The organism is Micromonospora fluostatini (assembly GCF_050410825.1).
GTDB lineage: Bacteria > Actinomycetota > Actinomycetes > Mycobacteriales > Micromonosporaceae > Micromonospora > Micromonospora rosaria.
This window is the reverse complement of the sequence record NZ_CP191251.1, coordinates 6,487,683-6,512,044: the sequence shown is the minus strand read 5'-3', so window position 1 is coordinate 6,512,044 and position 24,362 is coordinate 6,487,683. Positions and strand designations below refer to the sequence as shown.

The 24,362-nt window shown below is 73.7% G+C and carries 24 protein-coding genes and 1 riboswitch; of the genes, 9 read left to right on the top strand and 15 right to left on the bottom strand.

Features of this window, described 5'->3' with window-relative positions; translation table 11 throughout:
• Positions 1 to 107 precede the first annotated feature (107 nt).
• Both ACQUFX_RS29020 and mshD read left to right on the top strand, forming a co-directional pair.
• Positions 108 to 962: a polysaccharide deacetylase family protein gene (locus ACQUFX_RS29020; protein WP_428963372.1), complete on the top strand. Its 855-nt coding sequence runs from the start codon at positions 108 to 110 to the stop codon at positions 960 to 962.
• Between the two features lie 16 nt (positions 963 to 978).
• Complete coding sequence (gene mshD, locus ACQUFX_RS29015; protein ID WP_428963371.1) at positions 979 to 1,902, top strand: mycothiol synthase; 924 nt, start codon at positions 979 to 981, stop codon at positions 1,900 to 1,902.
• A 26-nt stretch (positions 1,903 to 1,928) separates the two neighbouring features.
• Here mshD and ACQUFX_RS29010 read toward each other — a convergent pair whose 3' ends face one another.
• From ACQUFX_RS29010 to ACQUFX_RS28980, 7 genes are all read right to left on the bottom strand, one after another.
• On the bottom strand, positions 1,929 to 2,438 hold the full coding sequence (locus tag ACQUFX_RS29010; RefSeq protein ID WP_067362770.1) for a hypothetical protein: 510 nt from the start codon (positions 2,436 to 2,438) through the stop codon (positions 1,929 to 1,931).
• A gap of 83 nt (positions 2,439 to 2,521) precedes the next feature.
• Positions 2,522 to 3,409 (bottom strand): phosphate ABC transporter ATP-binding protein PstB, encoded by an 888-nt coding sequence (gene pstB / locus ACQUFX_RS29005; protein WP_067362773.1) that lies wholly within the window; start codon positions 3,407 to 3,409, stop codon positions 2,522 to 2,524.
• Positions 3,410 to 3,412: 3 nt separating this feature from the next.
• Entirely contained in the window at positions 3,413 to 4,330 is a 918-nt protein-coding gene (gene pstA / locus ACQUFX_RS29000; RefSeq protein WP_428963370.1) for a phosphate ABC transporter permease PstA, read from the bottom strand.
• The gene (pstC, locus tag ACQUFX_RS28995) at positions 4,327 to 5,319 is read right to left on the bottom strand and encodes a phosphate ABC transporter permease subunit PstC (protein ID WP_428963369.1); all 993 of its coding nucleotides are present in this window, start codon (positions 5,317 to 5,319) and stop codon (positions 4,327 to 4,329) included. Before pstC ends, pstA begins: the two co-directional genes overlap by 4 nt.
• A 91-nt stretch (positions 5,320 to 5,410) precedes the next feature.
• Positions 5,411 to 6,493: a phosphate ABC transporter substrate-binding protein PstS gene (gene pstS / locus ACQUFX_RS28990; protein WP_428963368.1), complete on the bottom strand. Its 1,083-nt coding sequence runs from the start codon at positions 6,491 to 6,493 to the stop codon at positions 5,411 to 5,413.
• 197 nt (positions 6,494 to 6,690) lie between these two features.
• A complete protein-coding gene (locus ACQUFX_RS28985; RefSeq protein WP_428963367.1) occupies positions 6,691 to 7,329 on the bottom strand; it encodes a phosphate signaling complex PhoU family protein in 639 nt (212 codons plus the stop codon).
• Between the two features lie 274 nt (positions 7,330 to 7,603).
• Positions 7,604 to 8,437: an NUDIX hydrolase gene (locus tag ACQUFX_RS28980; RefSeq protein ID WP_428963366.1), complete on the bottom strand. Its 834-nt coding sequence runs from the start codon at positions 8,435 to 8,437 to the stop codon at positions 7,604 to 7,606.
• 71 nt (positions 8,438 to 8,508) lie between these two features.
• Here ACQUFX_RS28980 and ACQUFX_RS28975 point away from each other — a divergent pair, with 71 nt between their 5' ends.
• Positions 8,509 to 9,477 (top strand): Gfo/Idh/MocA family protein, encoded by a 969-nt coding sequence (locus ACQUFX_RS28975; protein WP_428963365.1) that lies wholly within the window; start codon positions 8,509 to 8,511, stop codon positions 9,475 to 9,477.
• A 64-nt stretch (positions 9,478 to 9,541) separates the two neighbouring features.
• On the opposite strand, the gene ACQUFX_RS28970 is transcribed toward ACQUFX_RS28975, so the two are convergent.
• The 4 genes from ACQUFX_RS28970 to ACQUFX_RS28955 all read right to left on the bottom strand — a co-directional run bounded on the left by ACQUFX_RS28970 (position 9,542) and on the right by ACQUFX_RS28955 (position 12,924).
• Positions 9,542 to 10,543 carry an inorganic phosphate transporter gene (locus ACQUFX_RS28970; RefSeq protein WP_428963364.1) on the bottom strand — a complete coding sequence of 334 codons (1,002 nt, stop codon included), beginning with the start codon at positions 10,541 to 10,543 and terminating at the stop codon, positions 9,542 to 9,544.
• Positions 10,544 to 10,548: 5 nt separating this feature from the next.
• Positions 10,549 to 11,175 (bottom strand): DUF47 domain-containing protein, encoded by a 627-nt coding sequence (locus tag ACQUFX_RS28965; protein ID WP_428963363.1) that lies wholly within the window; start codon positions 11,173 to 11,175, stop codon positions 10,549 to 10,551.
• A 146-nt stretch (positions 11,176 to 11,321) separates the two neighbouring features.
• On the bottom strand, positions 11,322 to 12,335 hold the full coding sequence (locus ACQUFX_RS28960; protein WP_428963361.1) for a PPK2 family polyphosphate kinase: 1,014 nt from the start codon (positions 12,333 to 12,335) through the stop codon (positions 11,322 to 11,324).
• 82 nt (positions 12,336 to 12,417) lie between these two features.
• A complete protein-coding gene (locus tag ACQUFX_RS28955; protein ID WP_428963360.1) occupies positions 12,418 to 12,924 on the bottom strand; it encodes a DUF402 domain-containing protein in 507 nt (168 codons plus the stop codon).
• Positions 12,925 to 13,064: 140 nt separating this feature from the next.
• Between ACQUFX_RS28955 and ACQUFX_RS28950 the strand changes: the two genes are divergently transcribed.
• Positions 13,065 to 15,203 (top strand): ATP-dependent DNA helicase, encoded by a 2,139-nt coding sequence (locus ACQUFX_RS28950; RefSeq protein WP_428963359.1) that lies wholly within the window; start codon positions 13,065 to 13,067, stop codon positions 15,201 to 15,203.
• 43 nt (positions 15,204 to 15,246) lie between these two features.
• On the opposite strand, the gene ACQUFX_RS28945 is transcribed toward ACQUFX_RS28950, so the two are convergent.
• The gene (locus ACQUFX_RS28945; RefSeq protein ID WP_428963358.1) at positions 15,247 to 16,545 is read right to left on the bottom strand and encodes an AI-2E family transporter; all 1,299 of its coding nucleotides are present in this window, start codon (positions 16,543 to 16,545) and stop codon (positions 15,247 to 15,249) included.
• A 159-nt stretch (positions 16,546 to 16,704) separates the two neighbouring features.
• On the opposite strand from ACQUFX_RS28945, the gene ACQUFX_RS28940 reads away from it, so the two are divergent.
• Together ACQUFX_RS28940 and ACQUFX_RS28935 are read left to right on the top strand one after the other, a co-directional pair.
• On the top strand, positions 16,705 to 17,043 hold the full coding sequence (locus tag ACQUFX_RS28940) for a GroES family chaperonin (RefSeq protein WP_428963357.1): 339 nt from the start codon (positions 16,705 to 16,707) through the stop codon (positions 17,041 to 17,043).
• A gap of 169 nt (positions 17,044 to 17,212) precedes the next feature.
• Positions 17,213 to 17,380, top strand: coding sequence for a hypothetical protein (locus ACQUFX_RS28935; RefSeq protein WP_169807083.1), 168 nt, complete (start codon positions 17,213 to 17,215; stop codon positions 17,378 to 17,380).
• 8 nt (positions 17,381 to 17,388) lie between these two features.
• Here ACQUFX_RS28935 and ACQUFX_RS28930 read toward each other — a convergent pair whose 3' ends face one another.
• Positions 17,389 to 18,975, bottom strand: a complete 1,587-nt coding sequence (locus tag ACQUFX_RS28930; RefSeq protein WP_428963356.1) for a PrsW family intramembrane metalloprotease — start codon at positions 18,973 to 18,975, stop codon at positions 17,389 to 17,391.
• 23 nt (positions 18,976 to 18,998) lie between these two features.
• A riboswitch (SAM riboswitch) is annotated at positions 18,999 to 19,120 on the top strand.
• A gap of 56 nt (positions 19,121 to 19,176) precedes the next feature.
• Between ACQUFX_RS28930 and ACQUFX_RS28925 the strand changes: the two genes are divergently transcribed.
• A complete protein-coding gene (locus ACQUFX_RS28925; RefSeq protein ID WP_428967113.1) occupies positions 19,177 to 20,493 on the top strand; it encodes an aminotransferase class V-fold PLP-dependent enzyme in 1,317 nt (438 codons plus the stop codon).
• An 89-nt stretch (positions 20,494 to 20,582) separates the two neighbouring features.
• Here the strand turns inward: ACQUFX_RS28925 and ACQUFX_RS28920 are convergent, their stop codons facing one another.
• Positions 20,583 to 21,785, bottom strand: a complete 1,203-nt coding sequence (locus tag ACQUFX_RS28920; protein ID WP_428967112.1) for an FUSC family protein — start codon at positions 21,783 to 21,785, stop codon at positions 20,583 to 20,585.
• A gap of 125 nt (positions 21,786 to 21,910) precedes the next feature.
• Here ACQUFX_RS28920 and ACQUFX_RS28915 point away from each other — a divergent pair, with 125 nt between their 5' ends.
• Positions 21,911 to 22,573 (top strand): HD domain-containing protein, encoded by a 663-nt coding sequence (locus tag ACQUFX_RS28915; RefSeq protein ID WP_428963355.1) that lies wholly within the window; start codon positions 21,911 to 21,913, stop codon positions 22,571 to 22,573.
• Here ACQUFX_RS28915 and ACQUFX_RS28910 read toward each other — a convergent pair.
• On the bottom strand, positions 22,539 to 22,925 hold the full coding sequence (locus ACQUFX_RS28910) for a DUF4031 domain-containing protein (protein WP_428963354.1): 387 nt from the start codon (positions 22,923 to 22,925) through the stop codon (positions 22,539 to 22,541). The two genes, ACQUFX_RS28915 and ACQUFX_RS28910, sit on opposite strands and share 35 nt — an antisense overlap.
• A 35-nt stretch (positions 22,926 to 22,960) precedes the next feature.
• Between ACQUFX_RS28910 and ACQUFX_RS28905 the strand changes: the two genes are divergently transcribed.
• Positions 22,961 to 24,361, top strand: coding sequence for an FAD-binding oxidoreductase (locus ACQUFX_RS28905; protein WP_428963353.1), 1,401 nt, complete (start codon positions 22,961 to 22,963; stop codon positions 24,359 to 24,361).
• Position 24,362: the final 1 nt, after the last annotated feature.

Here is a 24,362-nt window from a genome sequence, read left to right as displayed (position 1 = left end):
ACGGGGGACACGACAACGGCGTACGTCACGTCGGCCGGGGTGGCCAGCCCGGCCGCCCCGGCCGCCGGGCGCGTCGCACCGACCGGGCGCCCGGGACGGAACCGCTGATGCGCCCCGCCCTGGCCGGGCGGACCGCCGTCCTGGTCACCCTGGTCGTGGTCGCACTGCTGGGCTCCGCGTACGCGCTCGGTCGCAGCCTGGTCAGCGACCCGGCCGGGCACCCCCCAACCGGGCTGGGCACCTCGCTCACCGGCCCCCAGTACGCCGACCAGGCCCCGCTCCCCGGCACCGGCGGCCCCTCCCCCAGCGCGCCGAGCGAGTCGACCCAGGACGCCGACCCGCAGCAGCCCGCCGGCGACGGCCCGTACGGCACCCAGATCACCACCGGTACCACCGAGGTGGCCCTCACCTTCGACGACGGGCCCGACCCGCGCTACACCCCGCAGGCGCTCGCCGTGCTCCGCGAGCACCAGATCAAGGCCACCTTCTGCGTGGTCGGGCAGAACGCGCGCAACCATCCGGAGCTGATCCGGGCCATCGTGGCCGACGGGCACACCCTGTGCAACCACTCCTGGAACCACGACACCCTGCTCGGCAAGCGCTCGCCGGACGTCATCCGGGCCGACCTGATCCGGACCAGCCAGGCGATCCGGGCGGCGGCGCCGGACGCCCCGGTCGTCTGGTTCCGGCAGCCCGGCGGGGCCTGGACGTACCCGGTGGTGTCGGTGGCCCGGGAACTCGGCATGACCCCGCTGCACTGGAACGTCGACCCGTCGGACTGGCGGGCCCCGGGCGCGCAACGGATCGCCACCGTCCTCAGCACCTACGTCGGGCCCGGCGCGGTCGTGCTGCTGCACGACGCCGGGGGCAACCGGCAGGGCACCATCGACGCCCTCCGGTACGTGCTGCCCGAGCTCACCGGCCGGTACCACTTCGACGCGCTCCCCACCGGGGCCACCTGAGGACTACCGTGGCGGGGTGAGCAGCACCGCGCCGACCGCAGACCAGGTGACCCGGGCCGACCGGCTCTCCGCCACCGAGACCACCGAGGTGCTCGCGCTGGCGCGGGCCGCCGGCGACAGCGACGGCGCGGACCCGCTGGACGAACACGTCCTGCTCCGGCTGCGGGACGCCGACGCGCCGGCCGTGCACCTCACCGCCCGCGCCCCCGACGGCACCCTGACCGGGTACGCCCACCTGGACACCACGGACGTCGCCACCGGCACCGGGGTGGAACTGGCCGTCCACCCGGGGTACCGGCGGCGGGGCACCGGCCGGGCGCTGGCCCGGGGGGTGCTGGCGGCGGCGACCGGGCCGCTGCGGGCCTGGGCGCACGGGGACCACCCCTCCGCCGCCGCGCTCGCCGTCGACCTCGGCTTCACCCGGGCACGGGTGCTCTGGCAACTGCGCCGGCCCCTGACCACGCCGGTGGACCCGCCGCGCCTGCCGGACGGGGTGGCGCTGCGCGCGTTCCGCCCCGGTCAGGACGACGCCGCCTGGCTGGCGGTCAACGCGCGGGCCTTCGCCGACCACCCCGAGCAGGGCCGCTGGACCGAGGCGGACCTGCGGGCACGGCTCGCCGAGCCGTGGTTCGACGCGGCCGGTTTCCTGCTCGCCGTCGACACCACCGGCCGGCTGCTCGGCTTCCACTGGACCAAGGTGCACGAGCGCCCCGGCTCGGCCCGCACCGGCGAGGTGTACGTGGTCGGCGTCGACCCGGCGGCGCACGGCGGCGGGCTCGGCCGGGCACTGACCAGCGCCGGCCTGGCGTACCTGCGGGACCGGCGCGGCCTGGACCGGGTGATGCTCTACGTCGACGAGTCGAACACCGCCGCCGTGGCCCTGTACGAGCGGCTCGGTTTCGCCCGCTGGGCGGCGCACGTCAACTACCACCTCGGCTGACGGGGTGGCCCGGCGGCCCGGCCCGGTCAGCCGGGGCGGGGCGGGGTCGACCCCCGGTCGCCGCGTACCTGCCGCCAGCGTCGGGCCTGCTCCGGGCTCACCCAGTAGAAGGTGCCGGTCTCGCCGTCCAGCGAGCTGGGCACGTACCGGTTGAGCGGCAGCCCCAGGTCGCGGTAGGCCGGGTGGGACCGCAGCATCCTGCTCACCCCGGCCAGCGCCCCGCCGAGCCGGTGCCGGGGCACCGCGATGGCCGCGCAGACCTCCTCCGCCGAGAACCACTCGCCGGGCCGGGTCGCCAGCAGGTCGAGCATCCGCAGCACGGTGTCGTGGCTCTTGGAGCGCCCCCGGGCGAACCGGCTCAGCTCCGGCGTCGGCCACTCCACGGCCTCCGGCGGCCGGGGGCGTGGTTGCCGGGGCGCCGGCCGCGCCTCGCCACCCCAGCCGTCCAGCTCGGCCAGGAGCGCGGCGACGTGCGGCACGTACGCCGCCGGCACGGCGATGTGCACCAGCTCGGAATCCGCATCGTCGACGGACACATCGCCTTCCCTCGGCAGACGGCCTCCCGGCCGGACCGGCCCATCCTGGTGTTCGCCCCCGTCGCGGGGGTGGATCGGATCGGTCAGCCGAATCGGCCGGTGATGTAGTCCTCGGTCCGCTTGTCCCCCGGGTTGGTGAAGATGCGCGAGGTCTGGTCGAACTCGACCAGCCGGCCGTGCCGCACCTGCTTCTCGTCCACCTCGGCGGTGAAGAACGCGGTGTAGTGGCTCACCCGGGCGGCCTGCTGCATGTTGTGCGTGACGATGACGATGGTGTACGACTTCGACAGCTCGTACATCAGGTCCTCGATCTTGCTGGTGGCGATCGGGTCGAGGGCCGAGCAGGGCTCGTCCATCAGGATCACGTCCGGCTTCACCGCGATCGTCCGGGCGATGCAGAGCCGCTGCTGCTGGCCACCGGAGAGGGCCAGGCCGCTGGTCTTCAGCTTGTCCTTGACCTCGTCCCAGAGGGCGGCGCCGGTCAGGGCCTCCTCGACGTGGTCGTCGAGCTTGCCCTTGATCCCGTTGATCCGCAGCCCGTACGCCACGTTGTCGTAGATCGACTTGGGGAACGGGTTCGGCTTCTGGAAGACCATGCCGATCCGGCGACGGACCTGGATCGGGTCCACGTCCTTGGCGTAGATGTCCTGCCCGTGGTACGTGACCGAGCCGGTGACCCGGGCCCCGGCGATCAGGTCGTTCATCCGGTTCAGCGACCGCAGGATGGTGGACTTGCCGCAGCCCGAGGGGCCGATCATGGCGGTGATCTGGTTCTGCCGGATCGGCATGGAGGTGCCCCGGACGGCCTCGTAGCTGCCGTAGTGGACGCTGACGTCCGCCAGGTTCATCACCGTGGTGGCGGCCCCGTCCGGGGTGTCCACCCCGGCGTCGTTCCAGCCTGCGGAGGGTGCGCTGACGGAGACCGAGGGGTGCGAGGTCACGGTGCCGGCGGGGGTGTTCGCAGTGGGCATGGTTCAGCGCTCCTTCAGGGCGAAGCGGTTGGCGATGATGCGGGAGACGATCGTGAAGAGGACCACGATCACGATCAGGGTCAGGGCCGCTCCCCAGGCCCGGTCCTGGGCGCCGACGAAGGGCTGGCTGGCGTTGCGGAAGATCTGCGCCGGCAGCGCCGTGTTCGAGCCGTCGAAGAGGTTCGTGTTGGTGGAGAAGACGATGCCGGTCACGATGACGATCGGGGCGGTCTCCCCGGCCGCGCGGGCCACCGCCAGCAGGGCGCCACTGGTGATGCCGGAGATGGCGGCGGGCAGCACCACGGTCAGGATGGTCCGCCACTTGCGGGCCCCCAGGGCCAGGCTCGCCTGGCGCAGCTCGTCGGGGACCAGGCGGAGCATCTCCTCGCTGCTGCGGATCACCACCGGGAGCATCAGGCAGGCCAGCGCCAGCGACCCGGCGAAACCGGTGAACCGGCCGACCACCAGCACCCAGGAGATGTAGATGAACAGGCCCATCACGATCGAGGGCACGCCGGTCATCACGTCCGCCATCAGCCGGATGGTCCGGGCCAGCGGCTTCTGCTTGCCGTACTCGTTGAGGTAGATCGCGCCGAAGACCCCGAGCGGGATGGCCATCAGGGAGGCCATGCCGGTGATCAGCAGGGTGCCGACGATCGCCGGGCCCATGCCCGGCCCCTCCCGGCGGTACGAGTTGGGGATGTCGGCGTTGAGGAAGTCCAGGCTCATCACCCCGGCTCCCCGGTTGAGCACCGTCCAGATGACCAGCCCCAGCGGGATCACCGCCAGGAGCAGGGCCAGGTGGATGCTGCCGGAGGCGACGTGGTTGACCACCCGCCGACGCATCGACAGGGCGCCCCGGCTCAGGTCCGGTGCGCCCTGGCCACGACCGGTGGCGGGCGGAGTCGCGGTGGTGGTCACGCCACCCCTCCCCTCATCCTGGCCTCCGCCCGGCGGACGATCCGCTGGGCGGCCAGGTTGATCAGTACGGTCATCCCGAAGAGCACCACGCCGAGCCCGATCAGGGCCGCGGTGTAGGTGCCGGTCGACTCGCCGAACTGCTGGACGATGACGGCGGCCATGGTGTTACCGGGCTCGAACAAATTGGCGGAGAGGTTGGTGGAGCCGCCGACGACCAGCGCGACGGCGATCGTCTCCCCCATCGCCCGGCCGAGGCCGAGCATCACGGCCCCGGTGATCCCGCCGAAGCTGTGCGGGAAGACGGCCCCCCGGATCATCTCCCAGCGGGTGGCCCCCAGCGCCAGGGCGGCGTCCTTGTCCGCCTGCGGCACGGTCCCGAAGACCTCCCGGCAGATGGAGGTGATGATCGGGGTGACCATGATGGCCAGGATCAGCCCGGCGGTCATGAAGTTCCGGCCGCTGGCCGCCTCCCCGAAGATGGTGCCGAGCACCGGAACGCCGGAGAAGACGTTGTGCACCCCCCGGTAGAAGTCGACCAGGATCGGGGCGAGCACCAACACCCCCCAGAGCCCGAAGACCACCGAGGGTACGGCGGCGAGCAGGTCGATCACCGTGATCGCCGAGCCGCGCAGCCGGCGCGGGGCCAGCTCGGTGATGAACAGGGCGATCCCGATGGAGACCGGGACCGCGATGAGCAGCGCGATCAGCGAGGTGACCGCGGTGCCGTACATGAAGGAGAGGGCTCCGAAGATCGGGGCGCCCTCGGCGGGGTTCGGGTCCCAGGTGCGTTCGGTGACGTACCGGAAGCCCATCTCCACGAAGGCCGGCCAGGCCTCCCGCACGGTGGTGATCAGGATGAGGGCGAGGATCCCCAGCACCAGCAGGCCGGTGCCGAGGGTCCACCACGAGAAGGCGCGATCGGCCAGCAGGCCGCCCTTCTGGGGAGCCAGGCTGGGCCGGGTCTCGGGTTTGTTCTCTGTCAGGGTCACCTTGTCTCCAGCGGCTCCGGCTACCCGTGCGGGGACGGGATCTCCTCGATCCCGTCCCCGTGCGGTGTCGCCAACGCGATCTCGGTCCTGATCAGCCCTGGATCTTGTCGACCTGGGCGAGCGCCTTCTCCTTCAGCGACGCCGGCAGCGGCGCGAAGTCGATGTCCTTGGCCAGGTCCTGGCCGTCGTTGAGCAGGTACTTCACGAAGCCCTTGACCAGCTCGGCCTTGGCCGGGTCGTCGTAGCTGGTCTTCACCAGCAGGAAGGTCGGGGCGGTGATCGGGTACGCGCTGGCCCCGGCGGCGTCGAGGGGGTTGTAGCTCAGGTCCTCGGCGACCTCGGCGCCCTCCAGGCCGGAGGTGGTGCCCTCGATCGACGGCTCGACGAACTGGCCGTCCTTGTTCTTGATGGCGGCGAACTTCAGCTCGCTCGCCTTGGCGTCGCTCAGGTCGACGTAGCCGATGCCACCGTCGGCCTGCTTGACGATCTGCGCCACGCCGGTGTTCTTCTCGCCGCCCTGGGTGTTCGAGGGCCAGTTCACGGTGTCACCGCTGCCCAGCTTCCAGGTGTTCGGAGCGGCGGCGGCGAGGTACTTGGTGAAGTTGTTGGTGGTGCCGGAACCGTCGGACCGGTGCGCCACGGTGATCGGGGTGGCCGGCAGGGTCACGCCCGGGTTGTCGGCCGCGATGGCCGGGTCGTTCCAGGTCTTGATCTCGGCCTGGAAGATCTTGGCCAGGGTGTCCGCGCTGAGCTGGAGCTTGTCCACGCCCTGGAGGTTGTAGCTGACCGTGATCGGGGCGGCGACGGTCGGCACGTACAGGTAGGAGCCGGCGGCGACCCCGTCGGTGTCCTTCACCAGGCTGTCCGTGCCGGCGAAGTCGGTCAGGCCCTCGCCGAACTGCTTCTTGCCGGTGCCGGAGCCGGTGGCGTTGTAGTTGATGGTCACGTTGGGCGCGACTTCCTTGAAGGCCGTGATGACCTCCTGGTAGTACGCGTCGGGGAAGCTTGCGCCGGAAGCCTTCAGCTCACCGGAAAGGCTGGCGTACTCGCCGCCGGCGTTGTTGCCGGAGCCCGGGGTGTCGCTGTCGCTGTCGCTGGTGCCACAGCCAGTAAGTGCGAGCGCGGCAAGCGCTACGCCGGCGAGGACGCGCCGCGAGAGCACGTTGCGGTTCACCTCAGAATTGCCTCTCTCTAGGGGTTGTCCGGCCATCCCGACCTGACGACGCCGACGCTAGGAGTGGCAGGTAGCCGGCTTCCCGGCACTTGGTGAACCACAGGTGAACAGGTTCCGGAAAGAAGATTGCCGCAAACTGAGGCTGGAATGTCCGAAAGATGAACGCACTGACACGTGTGTCTGCCTCGGGTTGCCGCTCAGCGGCTGCCGAGGACCAGGTAGGCGACCTGGCGGGCGACACCGACCGCGTGGTCGGCGAAGCGCTCGTAGTACCGGCCGAGCATCGCCACGTCCACGGCGGCGGGAATCCCGTACGGCCAGTCGTCGGTGAGCTTGGTGAACAACGAGCGTTGCAGCGCGTCCAGCACGTCGTCGTCCAGCCCGGCCTGCATCGCGTCGACCCGGTCCCGGGTCGCCAGCACCAGCGCGGCCTTGTCGGCCAGCCGGGCCGCCGCGTCGGCCATCGCCACGAAGGTGGGCCGGACCTGGGCCGGCAGCGCCGGCTCCGGGTACCGGGCCAGCGCCACACCGGCGATGTGCCCGGCGAGCGCCCCCATCCGGCGCATGTCCCCGTTCATCCGCAGCCCGGCGACGATCAGCCGCAGGTCGGAGGCGACCGGCTGGCGCCGGGCCAGCACCGCCGGCACCGACCCGTCGATCCGGTCGTGCAGGTCCCGGGCGACGGCCACCTCGGCCCGCACCGTCCGGCCCGCCTCCGCGTCGACCTCCAGCAGGGCGACGCTCGCCCGCCGGATCACCGGACAGAGGTCACGGCTGGCGACGGCGAGCATCCCGGCCAACTGGTCGAAGTCCGCCAGGTGCGTGTACCGGTTCATCCAGCCAGGGTAGGCCGAGATCGAGAACATCCGGTTTCCGCTTCCCACCCCGCCGGCGCCGGTGCGGCCGGGACATCGCCACGGGCCTCCTTTCGAGCTGCCCCGTCTGTGCGACCAGGTGCCACGCCCGGCTGGCCCACCGCGTCCCGCCCGGACGCCCTGCCCCGGCCCTGGGGGCAGCTCGAAAGGAGGCCGGGGACAACCCGACGAGACCCCCGAGGGCCGGACCGGGAAGCCCGCCGTCACCCGGGGAATCCGACCGCGTCGCTCCCGGTCAGGCGAGGATGAAGCGGGGGTCGTCGCTGTCGAGGTCGACCAGGCGGGGCATGACCGGGGTCGCGGCGTCCCGGGCGGCCGCCGCCTGGACCACCCCGGCCAGGTCGCCGGCCGCCGCGACCTGCTCCAACGTCACCCGGGTCGGCGGGAGCATGGTCAGCTCCCCGCTGTGCGCGCGGCGGACCGCCTCCGCCGGGGGCAGCCACAGGGTGTGGTCGGCCTCGCCGGAGACGTCCCGGGTCCGCTGCCCCTGCGGCAGCAGGGCGACGAAGAAGTACGTGTCGAAGCGGCGCGGCTCGAACTCCGGGGTGACCCACCGGCTCCACGGCAGCAGCAGGTCCGACCGGAGGGTGAGCCCGCGCCCGGCCAGGAACTCGGCGAAGTGGGTCCGCCGCTGCTCCAGGTCCTGCCGGGCCGCCTCCCAGTCGTCGGAGCTGACGTCACCGACCACGCTCGCCGGGTCCGGGCCGGCGAGCAGGACACCCGCCTCCTCGAAGACCTCCCGGGCGGCGGCGCAGACCACCGCGCGGGCCGCCGCCGGGTCGAGCGCCAGCCGGTCGCCCCACACCTGCGGGTCCGGCCCGGCCCAGCCCGGGTGGGTCCGCGAGTCCGACGGGTCGACCCCGCCACCGGGGAAGGCGTACATCCCGCCGAAGGTCATCGCGGCGACCCGACGGATCAGGTACACCTCGAAACCGGGCCCGGCCGGGCGCAGCAGCAGCACGGTCGCGGCGACCCGGGGCACCGCCGGGACGCCGCCCTCGGCGTGGAACCGGCGGGCGTGCGCCACCAGGGCGGCGGGGGCGGCGATGCGCTCGGGCTGCGTGGTCATGACGCGAGCCTAGTTCCCGATCAGTGGATCTTCGGTGGGAGCGCTACCGCGACCTGGGCTAGCGTCGCGGCATGACACGTTGGGGCATTCTCGCCACCGGAAACATCGCCGCACAGTTCGCCGAGGATCTCCGCCTGGTGCCGGGCGCGGAACTGGTCGCGGTGGGCTCGCGTACCCTCGCCGGCGCCGAGGCCTTCGCCGCCCGGCACGGCGTCGAGCGGGCGTACGGCTCCTGGGCCGAGCTGGCCGCGGACAGCGACCTGGACGTGGTGTACGTCGCGACCCCGCACTCCGCCCACTTCGAGGCGACGAGGACCTGCCTCGACGCCGGTCGGGCGGTGCTCGTGGAGAAGCCGTTCACGCTCGACCTCGCCGACAGCACCACGCTGGTCGAGGCCGCCCGCACCCGGGGGACCTTCCTCATGGAGGCGATGTGGATGCGGTGCAACCCGCTGATCCGTCGCATCTGCGACATGGTCGCCGACGGCGCGATCGGCACGCTCACCACCGTGCAGGCGGACTTCGGGCTGGGCGGGCCGTTCCCGCCGGAGAGCCGGATGCGGGCCAAGGCCCTCGGCGGCGGGGCCCTGCTCGACCTGGGGGTGTACCCGGTGAGCCTGGCGCACCTGCTGCTCGGCGTCCCGCAGCACGTCCGGTCCTGGGCGAAGATCAGCCCGGAGGGGGTGGACGAGAACACCGGTATCGTCTTCGGCTACGACTCGGGCGCGGTCGCCACGCTGAGCTGCGGCATCGTCGGGCAGACCCCGGTACGGGCGGTGCTCGGCGGCACCACCGGCCGGATCGAACTCGCCGACCCGTTCTTCCGCCCGTACGAGGCGACCGTGCACCGGGCCGGCGCGGAGCCGGAGACCATCGTCGTCGAGCCGGTCGGGTCGGGGTACCAGTACGAGGCGATCGAGGTGCAGCGCTGCCTCGCCGAGGGGCTGACCGAGAGCCCGCTCGTCCCGCACTCGACCACCCTGGAGGTGATGTCCCTACTGGACACCATCCGCGCCCAGATCGGCGTCACCTACCGCTGAGGGTGTAAGGAAGGGCCCCTTATTAACAGACGTCTGTTAATAAGGGGCCCTTCCTTACACCTAGCTAGAAGAGCGGGCGGACCAGGAAGTACATCAGGGCACCGATGCTGCCGGCGGCCGGGAAGGTGAGGATCCAGGCGCCGACGATGTTGCCGGCCACGCCCCACCGCACGGCGGAGAGCCGCTTGGTGGCGCCCACGCCCATGATCGCCGAGGTGATGGTGTGGGTGGTGGAGATCGGGGCGCCGAGCACCAGGGCGTTGAAGTAGAGCACGCCGCTGGCCACGGTCTCCGCCGCGAAGCCCTCCGGCGGCCGCAGGTCGATGATCTTGCGACCGAGGGTACGGATGATCCGCCAGCCACCGGCGTACGTGCCGGCCGCCAGCACCGCCGCCGAGGTCCAGAAGGCCCACTCCGGGATGTAGGCGGGGTCGTCCTGGTACCCGCCGACGTAGAGGGCGAGCACCACGATGCCGATGGTCTTGGCGGCGTCCTGCATGCCGTGGCCGACCGACATGGCGGCGGCGGAGGCGGTCTGCGCCCAGCGGAAGCCCCGGTTGAGCTTGCCCGGGTGCCCCTTCCGGAAGATCCACAGCACGGCGATCATCGCGATGTAGCCGAGCACGAAGCCGACCATCGGCGAGAGGATCATCGGGATCACGACGTCCTTGCCGATGCCGCCCCAGAGCACCGTGCCGGAGGCCGCGAGGGTGGAGCCGACCAGGCCACCGATCAGGGCGTGCGACGAGGACGAGGGGAGCCCGAAGTACCAGGTGATGATGTTCCAGGTGATCGCGCCGATCACCCCGGCGAAGACGATGCCGAGGCTGGCCCGGCCGGTGGGCAGGCTGACCAGCCCGCTGCCGACGGTCTTGGCGACCTCGGCGCCGAAGTGCGCGCCGATGAAGTTGCCGATCGCGGCCATGCCCAGGGCGACCCGGGGGGTCAGCGCCCGGGTGGAGATGCTTGTCGCGATCGCGTTGGCGGCGTCGTGGAAGCCGTTGGTGTAGTCGAACACCAGGGCGATCCCGATCACCGCCAGGACGGCGATGAGTTCCGGACTCACTGGGCTCAGGACTCCTTGACCGCGATGGTCTCGACGGTGTTCGCCACGTGCTCGAAGGCGTCGCAGGCGGCCTCCAGCTCGTCGGCGACCTCCTTCATCTTGAGCACGGTCAGCGCGTCGTACTCGCCGGAGAAGAGCCGCACCAGCAGCATCCGGTACGCCTGGTCACCGTCGTTCTCCAGGCGGTTGCACTCGATCCAGTAGTCCTCGAGGTCCTTGAGCCCCTTGAGCCGGGGCATCGCCTCGGCGGTGAGCCGGGCCTGCTGGTCGAGGACGTTGACCAGCTCGTGCATCTCGCGGGGCAGCGAGGGGAGCTGGGTGAGCCCGTACAGGTAGAGCAGGTTGCCGACCGCCTCCAGGTGGTCCATCACGTCGTCCAGCAGCGACCCGAGACGGTAGATGTCCTCGCGGTCGAAGGGGGTGATGAAGGTGGAGTTGATCTTCTTGTAGAGGTCGTGGGTGATCTGGTCGCTGTCGTGCTCGACCTCGGTGAGCCGCTCGCTGACCGACTGGACCTCGACGCCGGGCAGGGCCAGCTCGTTCAGCAGCTCGGTACCCCGCACCAGGTTCTGGGCCGCCCTGGTGAAGAGCTCGTAGAAGGCGCCCTCGTTCGGGCGGAAGGAAAACTTCACAGCACGGACCTCGTCGTATCGGGTGGTAGGGGTGGCCGGCGTCCGCTGTGGGTTGCCCGCAACTGGGAATGCTAGGAGGCTCCCGAACCGGCTTTCCGGCGGCCCACCCCTGATCAGATGCCATTCATCGGTCGTTCACCTGACGTTCACCTCGCCCGTCCCAGCTCCCGCAGCAGCCGCTCCCGTTCGGCGGCCACGTCGAAGCCGGCCGGTGGGTACCCCAGCCGCAGGCCGGCGAACGTCTCCCGGAGCAGGTGCGCGACCGCCCAGTCCCGGTACCACTTGCGGTCCGCCGGGACCACGTACCAGGGCGCGGCGTCCGTCCCGCACCGGGTCAACGCCTCGGCGTACGCGGCCTGGTACTCGGCCCACCGGGCGCGGGCGTCGACGTCCGCCGGCTGGTACTTCCAGTGCTTGCGCGGGTCGGTGAGCCGCTCCAGCAGCCGCGTGCCCTGCTCGGCGTGGGAGATGTGCAGCATGACCTTCACCACCGCCACGCCCTCGTCGGCCAGGTCCCGCTCGAAGGCGTTGATCCGGTCGTACCGGGCCCGCCAGGTGGCCTCCTCGATCAGCCCGTCGACCCGGGCGATCAGCACGTCCTCGTAGTGTGAGCGATTGAACACCCCGACGTACCCGGCCGGCGGCAGGGCCCGCTCGATCCGCCACAGGAAGTCGTGCCGCAACTCCTCGGCGGTGGGTGGGCCGAACGAGCGGATGTGCAGGCCCAACGGGTTCATCGCGCCCGCGACCCGCTTGATCGTGCCGTCCTTGCCGCCGCAGTCCATCGCCTGGAGCACCAGCAGCACCCGCCGCGCCGCACCGCCGCCGTCCCCCGCGCCGGTCCCGCCGCCCGCGCCGGTTGCACCGCCACGGCCCACCGCGCCACTGCCGTCGACCGTGGCGTCGGCCGGCACGGCCCCGGCGACCTTGGCCGAGGCGAAGAGCATCTCCTGCTGCTGGGCCAACTCGGCGCCGATCAGCCGGACCTGCGCCCGCGCCCAGTCCTTGCGGTCCACGCCGGTGAGTTCGACACCGGGCAACCCCGGCGTGGACCGGGGATCGATCGCGGCGAGGTCGACCGGGGCACCGGCCGGCGCGACCCGGAGCAGGTCACGCAGGCTCGCGCCGACAGGGGCCAGGACGTCCGAGGGTGCGTTCATCCTGCGATCATGACCGGTCCGGATCCCTCCGGCGAACGATGCCGGCGACCGCTGCCCCCGACCGGTGCCCGGCGCGCGGCGGTCAGACCACCAGTGCGAGCCACTTCCGGTACGACGTGGCGAACGGCTCGGTGCCGTCACCCAACGTGCCGAGCAGCCACCGCGCCGCCGCCTCGGCCTCCACCACCAGGTCGTCGGGGTACCCGAAGCGGACCCGGTGGTCGGCGAACTCGTCCTCGTCGCGCAGCTCGACCAGACCGGTGGCCCGGCGGCGCACCACGTCGAGGTCCAGGTCGACCAGGTGGACCGTGTGGTCGGCCTCCCAGCGGGCCGGGGTGGCGATGTCGCAGTAGACCTCGCTGGTGCGTGGCTCCGGGTTGAACATGCAGGTCCACCAGGCGTGGTGGGGCACCAGCAGCACGAACGGGATCTGCTCGACGGAGGGCCGGCCGTGGTAGATCGACTCGGTGCCGGCGGTCACCCCGAGCCAGACCCCGAGGTCGTCCTCGGCCAGCCGGCGGGCTGGGTAGTCGCGGTGCGCGTTGCCGTCGTACTTGCGGTAGATCACACGGACCACGTCGCTCGGCATGAGTCCCCACCCTAGCCGATAACCACCCACGCGTCGCTGTGCGGAAACAACCGGACACCGGCGTCGATGGTGCCGTACGGAGACCCGCCACGGGCCGGACGGACGCGACCGGTGTCGGCCCCGGCGGGTACGGTGCCACGGTGACTCCGCCCCGTACCGCCACCGGTTCCGCCTCCGCGCCGGCCCGCAGCGGTCGCCGCCGGGGTGCCCGACCGACCGGCCCCGACCTGCTCGCCGCCGCCGTCGGCGCGGTGCCCGGCGGGGCGGCCCGGCCCGGCCAGCAGCAGATGACCGAGGCGATCGCGGCCAGCGTCGAGTCCGGCGAGCACCTGCTGGTGCAGGCCGGCACCGGCACCGGCAAGTCTTTGGGATACCTCGCCCCGGCGCTGACCGTGGACGGCCCGGTGGTGGTCTCCACGGCCACCCTGGCGTTGCAGTCCCAGCTCGTCGACCACGACCTGCCCCGGCTCGCCGACGCGGTCACCCCGCTGCTCGGTCGCCGGCCCACCTTCGCGGTGCTCAAGGGGCGGCACCACTACCTCTGCCTGGCCCGGCTGGACAACTCCACCGAGGACGACCCCGGGGACACCCTCTTCGACGACCCCCGGCCCGGGGGCGGCACGAAGTGGCTCGGTGAGGCCGGCCGGCTCGGCAAGCAGATCCAGCGGCTGCGGGACTGGGCCATGGAGACCGACACCGGCGACCGGGACGAGCTGGACCCGGGCGTCGACGACCAGGCCTGGCGGTTGGTGTCGATGCCGGCCCGGGAGTGCGTCGGGGCCGGGCGGTGCCCGTTCGGCGACGAGTGTTTCGCCGAGGCGTCCCGGGCGCGGGCCCGGGAGGCCGACGTCGTGGTGACCAACCACAGCCTGCTCGCGGTGGACATGCTGGCCGGCCGGCACATCGTCCCGCCGCACAAGCTGCTCATCGTGGACGAGGCGCACGAGCTGGCCGACCGGGTCTCCTCGGCGGCGCAGGCCGAGCTGACACCGGACCTCGTCGACCGCTCGGCGCGGCGGGCCCGACCGCTGCTCAAGCCGGAGACGGCGGAGGGGCTGACCGAGGCGGGCGACGCCCTGGCGGTCGGCCTCGGCGAGACCCCCGCCGGGCGGCTGACCGGTGGGTTGCCGACCCCGCTCCGCGAGGCCTGCACCCTGCTCGACTCGGCCACCCGGGCCGCCCTGGACGCGCTCGGCGAGGTCAAGTCCGACGACCCGGACCCGGTGCGCAAGCAGCAGGTCAAGGCGGTGCTCGACGACCTCTCCACGACCGCGCAGCGGCTGCTGGAGGAGGCCGACCACGACGTGGCCTGGGTGGAGAAGCACGAGCAGGGCAGCCGGCGGGCGTTGGTGGTCGCCCCGCTCTCCGTCGCCGGCACCCTCGCCACCCACCTGTACGAGGAGCGCACGGTGGTCGCCACCTCCGCCACCCTGGCGCTGGGCGGCCGGTTCGACACGGTGGCCCGGTCGCTGGGGCTGGAGACGCCCGCGGCGGAACCGCCCTCCCCGGCGGCCACCGCCCTGGCCCGCACCACCGACCGGCGCCGCTCCGACGGCTCGCCCGCACCGGCCCCGCCGGCACCGCCGACCGGCCCGGTCACCGAGGGGCCGGGCTGGCGCTCGCTCGACGTCGGCTCCCCCTTCGACTACGCCCGGCAGGGCATCCTCTACGTCGCCGCGCACCTGCCCCGGCCCAGCGTCTCGGGGCTGCCCGACGCGGCCGGGGAGGAGTTGCTCGCGCTGGTGCAGGCGCTCGGCGGGCGTACCCTCGGGCTCTTCTCCTCCCGACGGGCCGCGCAGCAGGCGGCGGAGCTGCTGCGTGCGCGGACCGACCTGCCGGTGCTGCTCCAGGGCGAGGAGGCGCTGCCGCTGCTGGTCCGCCGGTTCCGGGAGGAACGTGAGAGCTGCCTGTTCGGGGTGATGTCGCTGTGGCAGGGGGTGGACGTGCCCGGCGACTCCTGCCAGTTGGTGGTGATCGACCGGCTGCCCTTCCCCCGCCCCGACGAGCCGCTGGCGGCGGCCCGCGCCGCCGCCGTCGACGCCGGCGGCGGGTCCGGCTTCGCCTCGGTGAGCGTGCCGATCGCGGCGGTCCGGCTGGCCCAGGGCGTGGGTCGGCTGATCCGGGCGACCGGCGACAAGGGGGTGGTCGCGGTGCTCGACTCACGGCTGGAGACGGCGCGCGGCTACGGCGCCTTCCTGCGCCGGTCGCTGCCCCCGTTCTGGTACACGACCCGGTCCGAGGTGGCCCGGGGGGCGCTGGAACGGCTCGCGAAGAGCTGAGCGCCCGCCGGGGCCGCCCGGCCGGCCCGGACGGTCGGCTCCCTCAGGGCGCCTGGGGGGTGACTACCACGGCGTCCGGCGGGGTGTCCGGCACCCGGCGGGCGGCGAGCCGGCGGACGGCGGTGTTGATCACGGCGATCAGCGGCACCGCGATCACCGCGCCGGTGATCCCGGCGAGCACCACCCCGGCGGCGACCCCGATGACCACCGCGAGCGGGTGGATGGCGACCGCCCGGCCCATGATCAGCGGCTGGAGGATGTTCCCCTCGACCTGCTGCACCCCGATCACCGCGGCGAGGATGATCAGCGCGGTGACCAGACCGCTGTCGACCAGCGCGACCAGTGCCGCGACCGCCCCGGAGAGGGTGGCCCCGACGATCGGGATGAACGCGCCCAGGAAGACCAGCGCGATCAGCGGGAAGGCGAACGGGACATCGAAGGCGACGAGGAAGATGCCGATGCCGACCGCGTCGATGAAGGCCACCAGGACGGTCGCCCGGACGTAGGCGCCCAGCGTCTCCCAGGAGGCCCGGCCCGCGTCGTCGACCTTCCACCGGGCCGCCACCGGCAGCAGCCGGACCAGGAACCGCCAGATCCGGTTGCCGTCACGCAGGAAGAAGAAGGTGGCGAAGACCACCAGCAGCATGCCGGTCAGCAGCTCCGCCACGGTGGCGGCGGTGGAGAGCGCGCCGCTCGTCAGCGAGCTGGTGTTCTCGTTGATCCACCTCGTGCCCTCGTCGATGTACCGGTTGAGCTGGGTGTCCGACAGGTGCAGCGGCCCGTTCCGGAGCCAGTCCTGGATCTGCCGGACCCCCTCGGTCGCGTTCGCGCTCAGCTCCGGCACGCCCTTGATGAACTCGCTGACCACCAGGGTCAGCGTGGCGACCACCGCGGCCAGGCCACCGACCAGCACCACCGCGGTCGCCGCCGACCGGGGCAGCCGGAGCCGCAGCAGCCAACCGACGGCCGGCGCGAGCAGCGCCGCGAAGAGCAGCGACACCGCCAACGGGATGACCACGATCCGGACCTGGCCGACGACCCTGATCAGCGCCCAGAAGACCACACCGACCACGATCAGCCGCCAGGACCAGGCGGCGGCGATCCGCAGCGCGTGCGGCACGTCCGCGTCGTCGCGGCTGACCGTCGAGGCGTGCACCTCGGTCGGGGGCGGCGCGCCGACCACCGTCGCGGCCGGCGGGGCCACCGGGCCGGGCGAGGTCGGCGAGGCCACCTCGGCCTCCACGGGCAGCTCGGCAGGTCGGGTACGCCTGGACCGAACCGAATCCCGACCCGACTCGTACGCGCGACGCAGGCGTTCGCGTACCCGCTCGAAGCGGCTCAAGCGCACCTCCTGGCATGCGGGCCGGCCGGCCCGGACGGCTGGCGGACAGGGTACGCCCGCCAGAGCCACCGTACGGCAGTTCCGCCACCCTGTGCCCAGCGCGACCTCCGCCGCAACCCCGCAGGCCGCCCGCCGGGCGGCGACGGTACCGTCTGCGACGTGACCGCGGACCATAACCTCGACACCGGCCTGCCCATCCGTCTGCTGCACGACCGCGTGCTGGTGAAGATGGAGGGCAGCGACGGTGAGCGCCGGTCCACCGCCGGCATCGTGATCCCGGCGACCGCCGCCGTCGGCAAGCGCCTGGCCTGGGCCACGGCGGTCGGCGTCGGCCCGCACGTACGCTCGATCGTCTCCGGCGACCGGGTGCTCTTCGACCCGGACGACCGCTCGGAGGTCGAGCTGCACGGCCGGGGGTACGTCCTGCTGCGCGAGCGTGACGTGCACGCCGTCGCCGCCGAGCGGGTCGAGCCCGACTCCACCGGCCTGTACCTCTGACCGGCACGACTCCCGCCTTCCGACCGGGCCGCCCGGCCCCGGCCGGCCCGTGACGGCCGGGGCCGGTGGCCCGCACTGCCCGGTACCCGACCCGTCCGCCGCTGCGGGTGCCGTTTGCGTCGTCTCCCGATGGGAAGCCAGGCACATCCGCCGGCCCTGGGGAGGGACGATGCCGGTAGTCGTGAAGAAGGTCCTGGCCTGGAGTTTCCTCGCGTTCCTGATCTACTTCATGGCCTTCCGACCGGAGTCGGCGGCGCGGATGTTCAAGGCGATCGGGGCAGCCCTGGTCGCGATGGCCCAGGGTCTCGGCGACTTCCTCACCAGTCTGATGACCTGAGCCTGCCCTCAGTGTGACCAGGGGCCGGGCGGCGGGCCGGACCACCCGGGCGGCGGCCCGTACCCGCCGGGGTGGCCGTAGCCACCGTGCTGGCCCTGGCCGCCGGGGTGGCCGTAGCCGGCAGGGTGAGCCGGGGGCGGCCCGGTCAGCACCACCGGGATCGGCACCACCGGCTCGTCCGGGGCGGGCACGTCCCGCTGCGAGCCGTCCGGGAACCGCAGGTGGTACCGGTCCCCGTCCCAGACGCCGAGCGGCGCCTGGGGGTCCCGGCCGGCGAAGAACGACCGGTACCGGGCGATGGCGTCGAGGAGTTCCCGCTCCTCGTGGGCGGTCCGGGCCCGGTCCGCCGGCTTCTGGTCCAGCCCACGCCGCATCCCGTCGCGCAGCAGCGCCAGCCGGGTCGCCGCGAACTGGTACCCCCGCATGGCCCGCGCGCCGCTCTCCCCGGCCACCCGGCGGGCCCAGGTGCGGGCCGCGTGCCGGCGGCCCAGACTGCCCAGCGCCGCCACCTCGGGCGGGGTGAGCCAGCCGGCCCGGACGTACTCGGGCAGGATCCGCTCGGTGAGCCGCCCCTCCCAGGCGCGCACCCAGGCCGCCAGGCCGACCATGCCGAAGAAGATCGGGAACATCACGCCCACGAAGCCGAACAGCGCGATCACCGGCTGGCCGATCGCGGCCCCCAGGGTGGGCAGCAGGTTCCAGGCGCCGTGCAGCATCATCGCCAGCAGCAGACCGGCCGCCGGAGCGAGGAACCGGACCCGCTTGTCGGCCGTCCGGGCGGCGATGCCCAGTCCGACACCGGCCATCGAGGTGAACAGCGGGTGGGCGAAGCCGAACAGCAGGATCCGGACGATGAAGATGGCGATCACCTGCTGCGCGCCGGTGGCCGGCCCGTACTCGTTGGCCCCCGAGGCGTAGCCGTGGCCGCCGAGGTAGAGGATGTTCTCCACCATGGCGAACCCGACCGCGGAGAGGCCGCAGTAGACCAGTCCGTCGGTGATCCCGGACCACTCCCGACGCCGGAAGATCAGCAGCAGGACCGGCCCGAGCGTCTTGGTCAACTCCTCGATGAAGGGCGCGACCAGCACGGCGGTGAGCGCGACCGGCAGGTCCCACGCCTCGAAACGGCCGGCGAAGAAGTTGTTCACCGTCAGCGACGCGGCGGTGGAGACGAAGGCGCCCCAGGCGAAACAGAAGACCAGGTACTTGAGCGGCTCCGGTTCGTACCGGTCGAGCCAGAGGAAGCAGGCCACCAGCACCGGTACCGGCAGGATCGCCGCGACCAACCCGATCAGCAGCGCCTGGGGACCGAGACTGGCCCCCAGCCGGACGACCATGAACAGCGCGCACGCGGCGATCACCAGGACGACCCCGGCCAGGATCAGGAACCGCCGCCAGCCCAGCCGACGCCGGGGAAGCTGCGCCGGCCCCCCGGAGGCGGGCGGGGACGTGGGTGGGGCCGTACCGGGCCAGGGCGGCGACGAACTCGGGAACGGCCCGCCGGGCGGGGTGGACGGCGGCGGCGGGGACCCACCGGGCGGGGTGACGGCCATGCGGCCAGCGTAGCCATCCCGGACCGCCCCGGCCGGACGCATTCACGGCGGCTATCCTGTCCGCAGGTCACGAGCGCCAGCGTCAAGCCCCGGCTTGCTGGCCGGCAACCCTCGTCGAGGTTCGCGGTGGGGTGCCCCGGGTGATGACCGGGCCCGACCGCAGCCGCGTGCCGGGCAAGCGCGGACCCCGTTCCCGGCGTGCAGCCCGGGGTCCCCGGACCCTGGAGGTTCGCCGTGCCCGTCATCCACGCGTCCACCGCTCCCACCGCCCGCCCGGCACCAGCCGTCCCCACGGCACCGACCGCGCCCGGTGGGCCGCTCGACGTGCTGGGCGTACCCGGTCAGACCAACTTCGACCACGCGGCCAGCGCGCCGTGCGCACGGGCGGCGGCCGACGCGGTGACCGCGCTGCTGCCCTGGTACGCGAGCGTGCACCGGGGCGCGGGGGCGCTCTCCCGGCGCTGCACCCTCGCCTACGAGCAGGCCCGGCAGACCGTGGCCGACTTCGTCGGCGCCCGCGCCGACGACCACGTGGTCTTCACCCGCAACACCACCGACGCGCTCAACCTGCTGGCGCGGGCGGTGCCCGCCGGTACCACGGTGGTGACCTTCGCCGGTGAGCACCACGCCAACCTGCTGCCCTGGCCGGCCGGGACGGTCCGGCTCCCGGTGCCCAACGGCCCGGACCAGGCGGTCCGCGCGCTGGACGCCGCCCTGACCGAGCTGCGCCGGCCGGCGGCCCTCCGCCCCACGGCCGACCCGGCGGCGGTGGGGTCGGCGGCCGGGCGACCGGTGCTGGTCGCGGTGACCGGGGCGAGCAACGTGACCGGGGAGGTCTGGCCGGTGGCCGCACTGGCCCGGGTGGCCCGCCGGCACGGGGCCCGGATCGTGGTCGACGCCGCCCAGCTCGCCCCGCACGCGCCGGTGGACCTCGCCGCGCTCGACGTCGACTACCTGGCCCTGTCCGGGCACAAGCTGTACGCGCCGTTCGGCACGGGAGTGCTCGTCGGCCGGGCGGACTGGCTGGACTCCGCCCCGCCGTACCTGGCCGGGGGCGGGGCGACCGAGCACGTCGGAGCGGCCACCCACGACGTGCGGTGGACCACCGGGCCGGCCCGGCACGAGGCCGGTACCCCCAATCTGCTCGGCGCGGTGGCCCTGGCCGCCGTCTGCGCCGCGTTCGACGCCGCCGACCGGAGCGTGCTGCACGACCGGGAACAGGCCCTGCTGGCCCGGCTGCGGTCCGGGCTCGCCGCCCTGCCGCAGGTGGTGGAGCTGCGCACGTTCGGTGCGGACGTGCCCCGCGTCGGGATCGTCTCCTTCGTGGTCGCCGGCCGGGACTCCGCCAGCGTCGCCGCCGACCTGGCCCGGGACCACGCCATCGGGGTACGGGACGGGTTGTTCTGCGCCCATCCGCTGGCCCGGCGGCTGCTCGCCGAGGCGGCGGCCCGCAGCGGCCGACGCGACCTGCCGCCGACGGCGGTCCGCGCCAGCCTCGGCCTGGGCAGCACCCCGGAGCAGGTCGACCGGCTGCTCGCCGCCCTGGCCGGGCTGGCCTGAGGCACCCCACACGCTGCCGCCCGCCGGGCCCCGGCCGACCACCCCACCACCCCGTAGCCCAGCCGGCACCGCGCCGGAGTGACGCCGGTTCAACCCAGCGGCGGGGTGGCGGGGGGCTTCGGGGTCTGGGCGGGGCCCTCGGCCGGCGTGCGGGCCGGCTCGGATTCCCCGAACGCCTCCCGGATGAGCCGGTTCGCCTCCTCCTGCTCGATGCCGGAGGCGACCATCAGGTCGCTGGCGGTGGTCCGGACCTGGGCGACGACCACGCTGCCGGAGAAGCCGACCCCCTCGGCGTACGCCCGGCCGACCTCGCTGACCGCGCGCAGCGCGCGTTCCCGGGCCTGCTGCGGCTCCTCCCCCACGGCGAACTCGTGCCGCAGCAGGCGGACCGACTCGGCGAGGTGCGCGACCGCGTCCGGCATCGGCTCGGGGATCGCCTCCTCGTCCTCGATCAGGGTCACCGACCGCCGGATCAGCGTGCCGCTGTTGCGCATCGCCCGGTCGATCGGGTCGGCGGCCTCGGCGTAGTGGGTCAGCTCGCTGCGCCGGTGCCAACGCGCCGGCGAGATGGTGATGGTCTCCTTGGCCCCCTCGATCGCCTCGACGAAGTCGGTCAGCTCCGCCTTGTTGTCCCGGAGCCGTTCCAGGGCGGCCTGGGCGGCGTCCCGGTCCCGGTCGCGCAGCGCGTCGGCGGTCCGGTCGAGCTGCTCGGCGAGCAGGTCGAGCGCCGGCCGGGCGGCCCGGTTGATCACCCGGAGGGGGTTGAGCGGAAGCAGCACCGCGGTCACCACGAGCGCGATGCCGCCGCCGACGAGCGCGTCGATGAACCTGGGCAGCTCCAGGTCCTTCACCGTCGGGCTGAGCGTGACGATCAGCACCGCCGTCGCGGCGGCCTGGATGACCACCGCCACCGAGCCACCGAAGAAGATGGTCACCACGATGGACAGGGTGACGATCAGGCCGAGCTGCCAGGGCCCGGTGCCGAGCAGGTAGACCAGCAGGTCACCGACGGCCACCCCGACCCCCACCCCGAGGATCAGCTCCACGGTGCGGCGGAACCGCTGCCCGACCGAGGCGGCCAGGGTGCCGACCGCCGAGATGGGCGCGAAGACCGGCTCCGGGTTGCCCAGGAACTCGTGCGCGACCAGCCAGGAGAGCGCGGCGGCCAGGCCGGCCTGGAGGGCGAGGGTCGCGGTGGAGCGCAGCCGGTGCAAGCGATCGCGCAGGGTGGCCCGCCCGTGGTGTTTCAGGTGCGCCATCGCCTCGGCGATCCGCGCCCCGTCCACGTCCACCGCGCCCTCCCGCAGCGGCGCACGCCGCAGCAACGGAGGTCGTCGGTCCCGGGCCACGGCGGGTACTACCCGTGCTGTCCGGGGTGAATCCTGTTCGGGCGGTCCGACCCGGCAGACTCGACCGGATGGGTGACCTGATTCTGCGGTGGCGGGCGGCGGCGTGCGGCGCGGGTGCCGTCGACACCGCCGGGCTGGCCGACGCCGGGCAGCGGCTGCTGGACCGCTGGCGGGAGCCGCACCGGCACTACCACACCGTCGCGCACCTGACCGCCGTGCTCGACGTCGTGGACCGGTACGCCGACCAGGCGGCGCGGCCCGACCTGGTCCGGCTCGCCGCCTGGGGCCACGACGCGGTGTACGACCCCCGGGCCGCCGGGGACGCCAACGAGCGGGCCAGCGCCGACCTGACCGCCGCCCTGCTCACCGGGGTCGGGCTGCCGGCCGCCGTCGCCGCCGGGGTGCACCGGCTGGTCCTGCTCACCGCCGGGCACGCGGTACGCCCCGGGGATCCCGACGGCGCCCTGCTCTGCGACGCCGACCTGGCGATCCTGGCGGCACCACCCCCGGCGTACGACCGGTACGCCGCCGCGGTCCGGCGGGAGTACGCCCACGTCCCGGAGTCGGCCTTCCGGCAGGGCCGGGCCCGGGTGCTCGACGGTCTGCTGGCCCTCCCCGCCCTCTACCGGTTACCGGAACCGGCCGACCGGTGGGAGCCGGCCGCCCGCGCCAACCTGACCCGGGAACTCGCCGCCCTCACCGGTGCCCCTCCCCGACGGCGACCGGACTGACCGCCGCCGGGCGCACCGAACCGACCGGCTGAGCCGAGGTGACCGGGTGGACTGAGGCGGGCGGGTGGACCGGGGCGCTCGGGCGGCGCGGGGTCACCAGGTGCTTCGGGCGGCGCAGCCCGGCGGCGCGGAGCAGCCGGACCAGTTCCCGGCTGGGCACCACCCGGGCGCCGAGCCAGACCGCCACGGCGAAGCGCTCGGCCGGGATGTCGTAGTGGTCGCGGTCGAAGGCACGCCGGGGCGCGCCGAGCGCCTCGGCGAAGGCGTGCAGTTCGGCCGGGGAGACGTCGCTGATCAGATGTGACCAGAGCCGGCCACGCCCGGGCCAGGCCGGGCGGTCGAGGTAGAGCATGGCGGCCAATCTAGGCGACGGCTAGCCTTCCCCGCATGGCCGCGACCCCGCTCCTGGACGAGCTGCGCGCCGCCCTCGGTGAGAGCGCCGTGCTGACCGACCCGGACCTGCTCCGGATGCACCAGCGGGACGAGGCGGACCTCTGCGCCGCCGGGACGCCCCTGGTGGTGGTCCGCCCCCGGGACACCGGGGAGGTGGTGGCGGCAGTCCGGGCCGCCGCCCGGCACGGCGTACCGGTGGTGCCGCAGGGCGCACGGACCGGGCTGGCCGGCGCGGCCAACGCGGTCGACGGCGCGCTGGTGCTGAGCACCGTCGCCATGACCGGGATCCGCGAGATCGACCCGGTGGCCCGGATCGCCGTGGTGCAGCCCGGCGTGGTCAACGCCACGCTGGCCGGGGCGGTGGCGGAGCAGGGGCTGTACTACCCGCCCGACCCCGGCTCCTGGGAGTCGTCCACGATCGGCGGCAACGTGGCCACCAACGCCGGTGGGATGTGCTGCGTCAAGTACGGCGTGACCAGCGAGTACGTCCTCGGCCTGGAGGTGGTGCTCGCCTCCGGGGAGGTGCTGCGCACCGGCCGGCGGACCGCCAAGGGCGTCGCCGGGTACGACCTGACCCGGCTCTTCGTCGGCTCGGAGGGGACCCTCGGGGTGATCACCGAGGTGACCGTGGCGCTGCGCCCCGCCCCGGAGGAGTCGTTGACCCTGGTCGCCGTCTTCGGCTCCACCACGGCGGCGGGTACGGCGGTGGCGCGGATCGCCGCCCAGGGGCTCACCCCGAGCCTGCTGGAACTGCTCGACCGGACCCACCTGCGGGCCATCGAGGCGTACCGGCCGATGGGGCTGCGCACCGACGCCGAGGCGCTGCTGCTGGCCGCCGCCGACACCGGTCCCCGGGCCGCCGACGACCTGGCCCGGCTGGCCGGGCTCTGCACCGCCGCCGGCGCCGAGGAGGTGTACACGGCCACCGACGCGGTCGAGGCGGCGGCCCTGCTCCAGGCCCGGCGGCTGGCGTACCCGGCGATGGAGCAGCTCGCCGCGCGGACGTACCCGGACGGCGCCGGCGGCCTGATCCTCGACGACGTGGCGGTCCCGCGCGGGGCGCTGGCCCGGATGCTGGACGGGGTGGCCCGGATCGCCGTCGAGTGCGACGTGCCGATCGGGGTGGTCGGGCACGCCGGGGACGGCAACCTGCACCCGATCATGGTGGTGGACCGGGCCGACCCGGCGAGCGTGGCACGCGGGCGGCGGGCCTTCGACGAGATCATGCGGCTGGGGCTGGCGCTGGGCGGCACCTGCACCGGCGAGCACGGGGTCGGCCTGCTCAAGCGGGAGTGGCTGGCCCGGGAGATCGGCCCGGTCGGGGTCCGGGTGCACCAGGCGATCAAGTCCGCCCTGGACCCGGCGAACCTGCTCAATCCCGGCAAGGTCCTCTGAC

Coding starts and splice junctions, on each gene's coding strand:
- ACQUFX_RS29020 (WP_428963372.1), top strand. CDS start 108: ATGCGCCCCGCCCTGGCCGGGCGGACCGCCGTCCTGGTCACCCTGGTC.
- pstB (WP_067362773.1), bottom strand. CDS start 3,409: ATGCCCACTGCGAACACCCCCGCCGGCACCGTGACCTCGCACCCCTCG.
- ACQUFX_RS28985 (WP_428963367.1), bottom strand. CDS start 7,329: ATGAACCGGTACACGCACCTGGCGGACTTCGACCAGTTGGCCGGGATG.
- ACQUFX_RS28980 (WP_428963366.1), bottom strand. CDS start 8,437: ATGACCACGCAGCCCGAGCGCATCGCCGCCCCCGCCGCCCTGGTGGCG.
- ACQUFX_RS28975 (WP_428963365.1), top strand. CDS start 8,509: ATGACACGTTGGGGCATTCTCGCCACCGGAAACATCGCCGCACAGTTC.
- ACQUFX_RS28960 (WP_428963361.1), bottom strand. CDS start 12,335: ATGAACGCACCCTCGGACGTCCTGGCCCCTGTCGGCGCGAGCCTGCGT.
- ACQUFX_RS28955 (WP_428963360.1), bottom strand. CDS start 12,924: ATGCCGAGCGACGTGGTCCGTGTGATCTACCGCAAGTACGACGGCAAC.
- ACQUFX_RS28935 (WP_169807083.1), top strand. CDS start 17,213: ATGCCGGTAGTCGTGAAGAAGGTCCTGGCCTGGAGTTTCCTCGCGTTC.
- ACQUFX_RS28930 (WP_428963356.1), bottom strand. CDS start 18,975: ATGCGTCCGGCCGGGGCGGTCCGGGATGGCTACGCTGGCCGCATGGCC.
- ACQUFX_RS28915 (WP_428963355.1), top strand. CDS start 21,911: ATGGGTGACCTGATTCTGCGGTGGCGGGCGGCGGCGTGCGGCGCGGGT.
- ACQUFX_RS28910 (WP_428963354.1), bottom strand. CDS start 22,925: ATGCTCTACCTCGACCGCCCGGCCTGGCCCGGGCGTGGCCGGCTCTGG.
- ACQUFX_RS28905 (WP_428963353.1), top strand. CDS start 22,961: ATGGCCGCGACCCCGCTCCTGGACGAGCTGCGCGCCGCCCTCGGTGAG.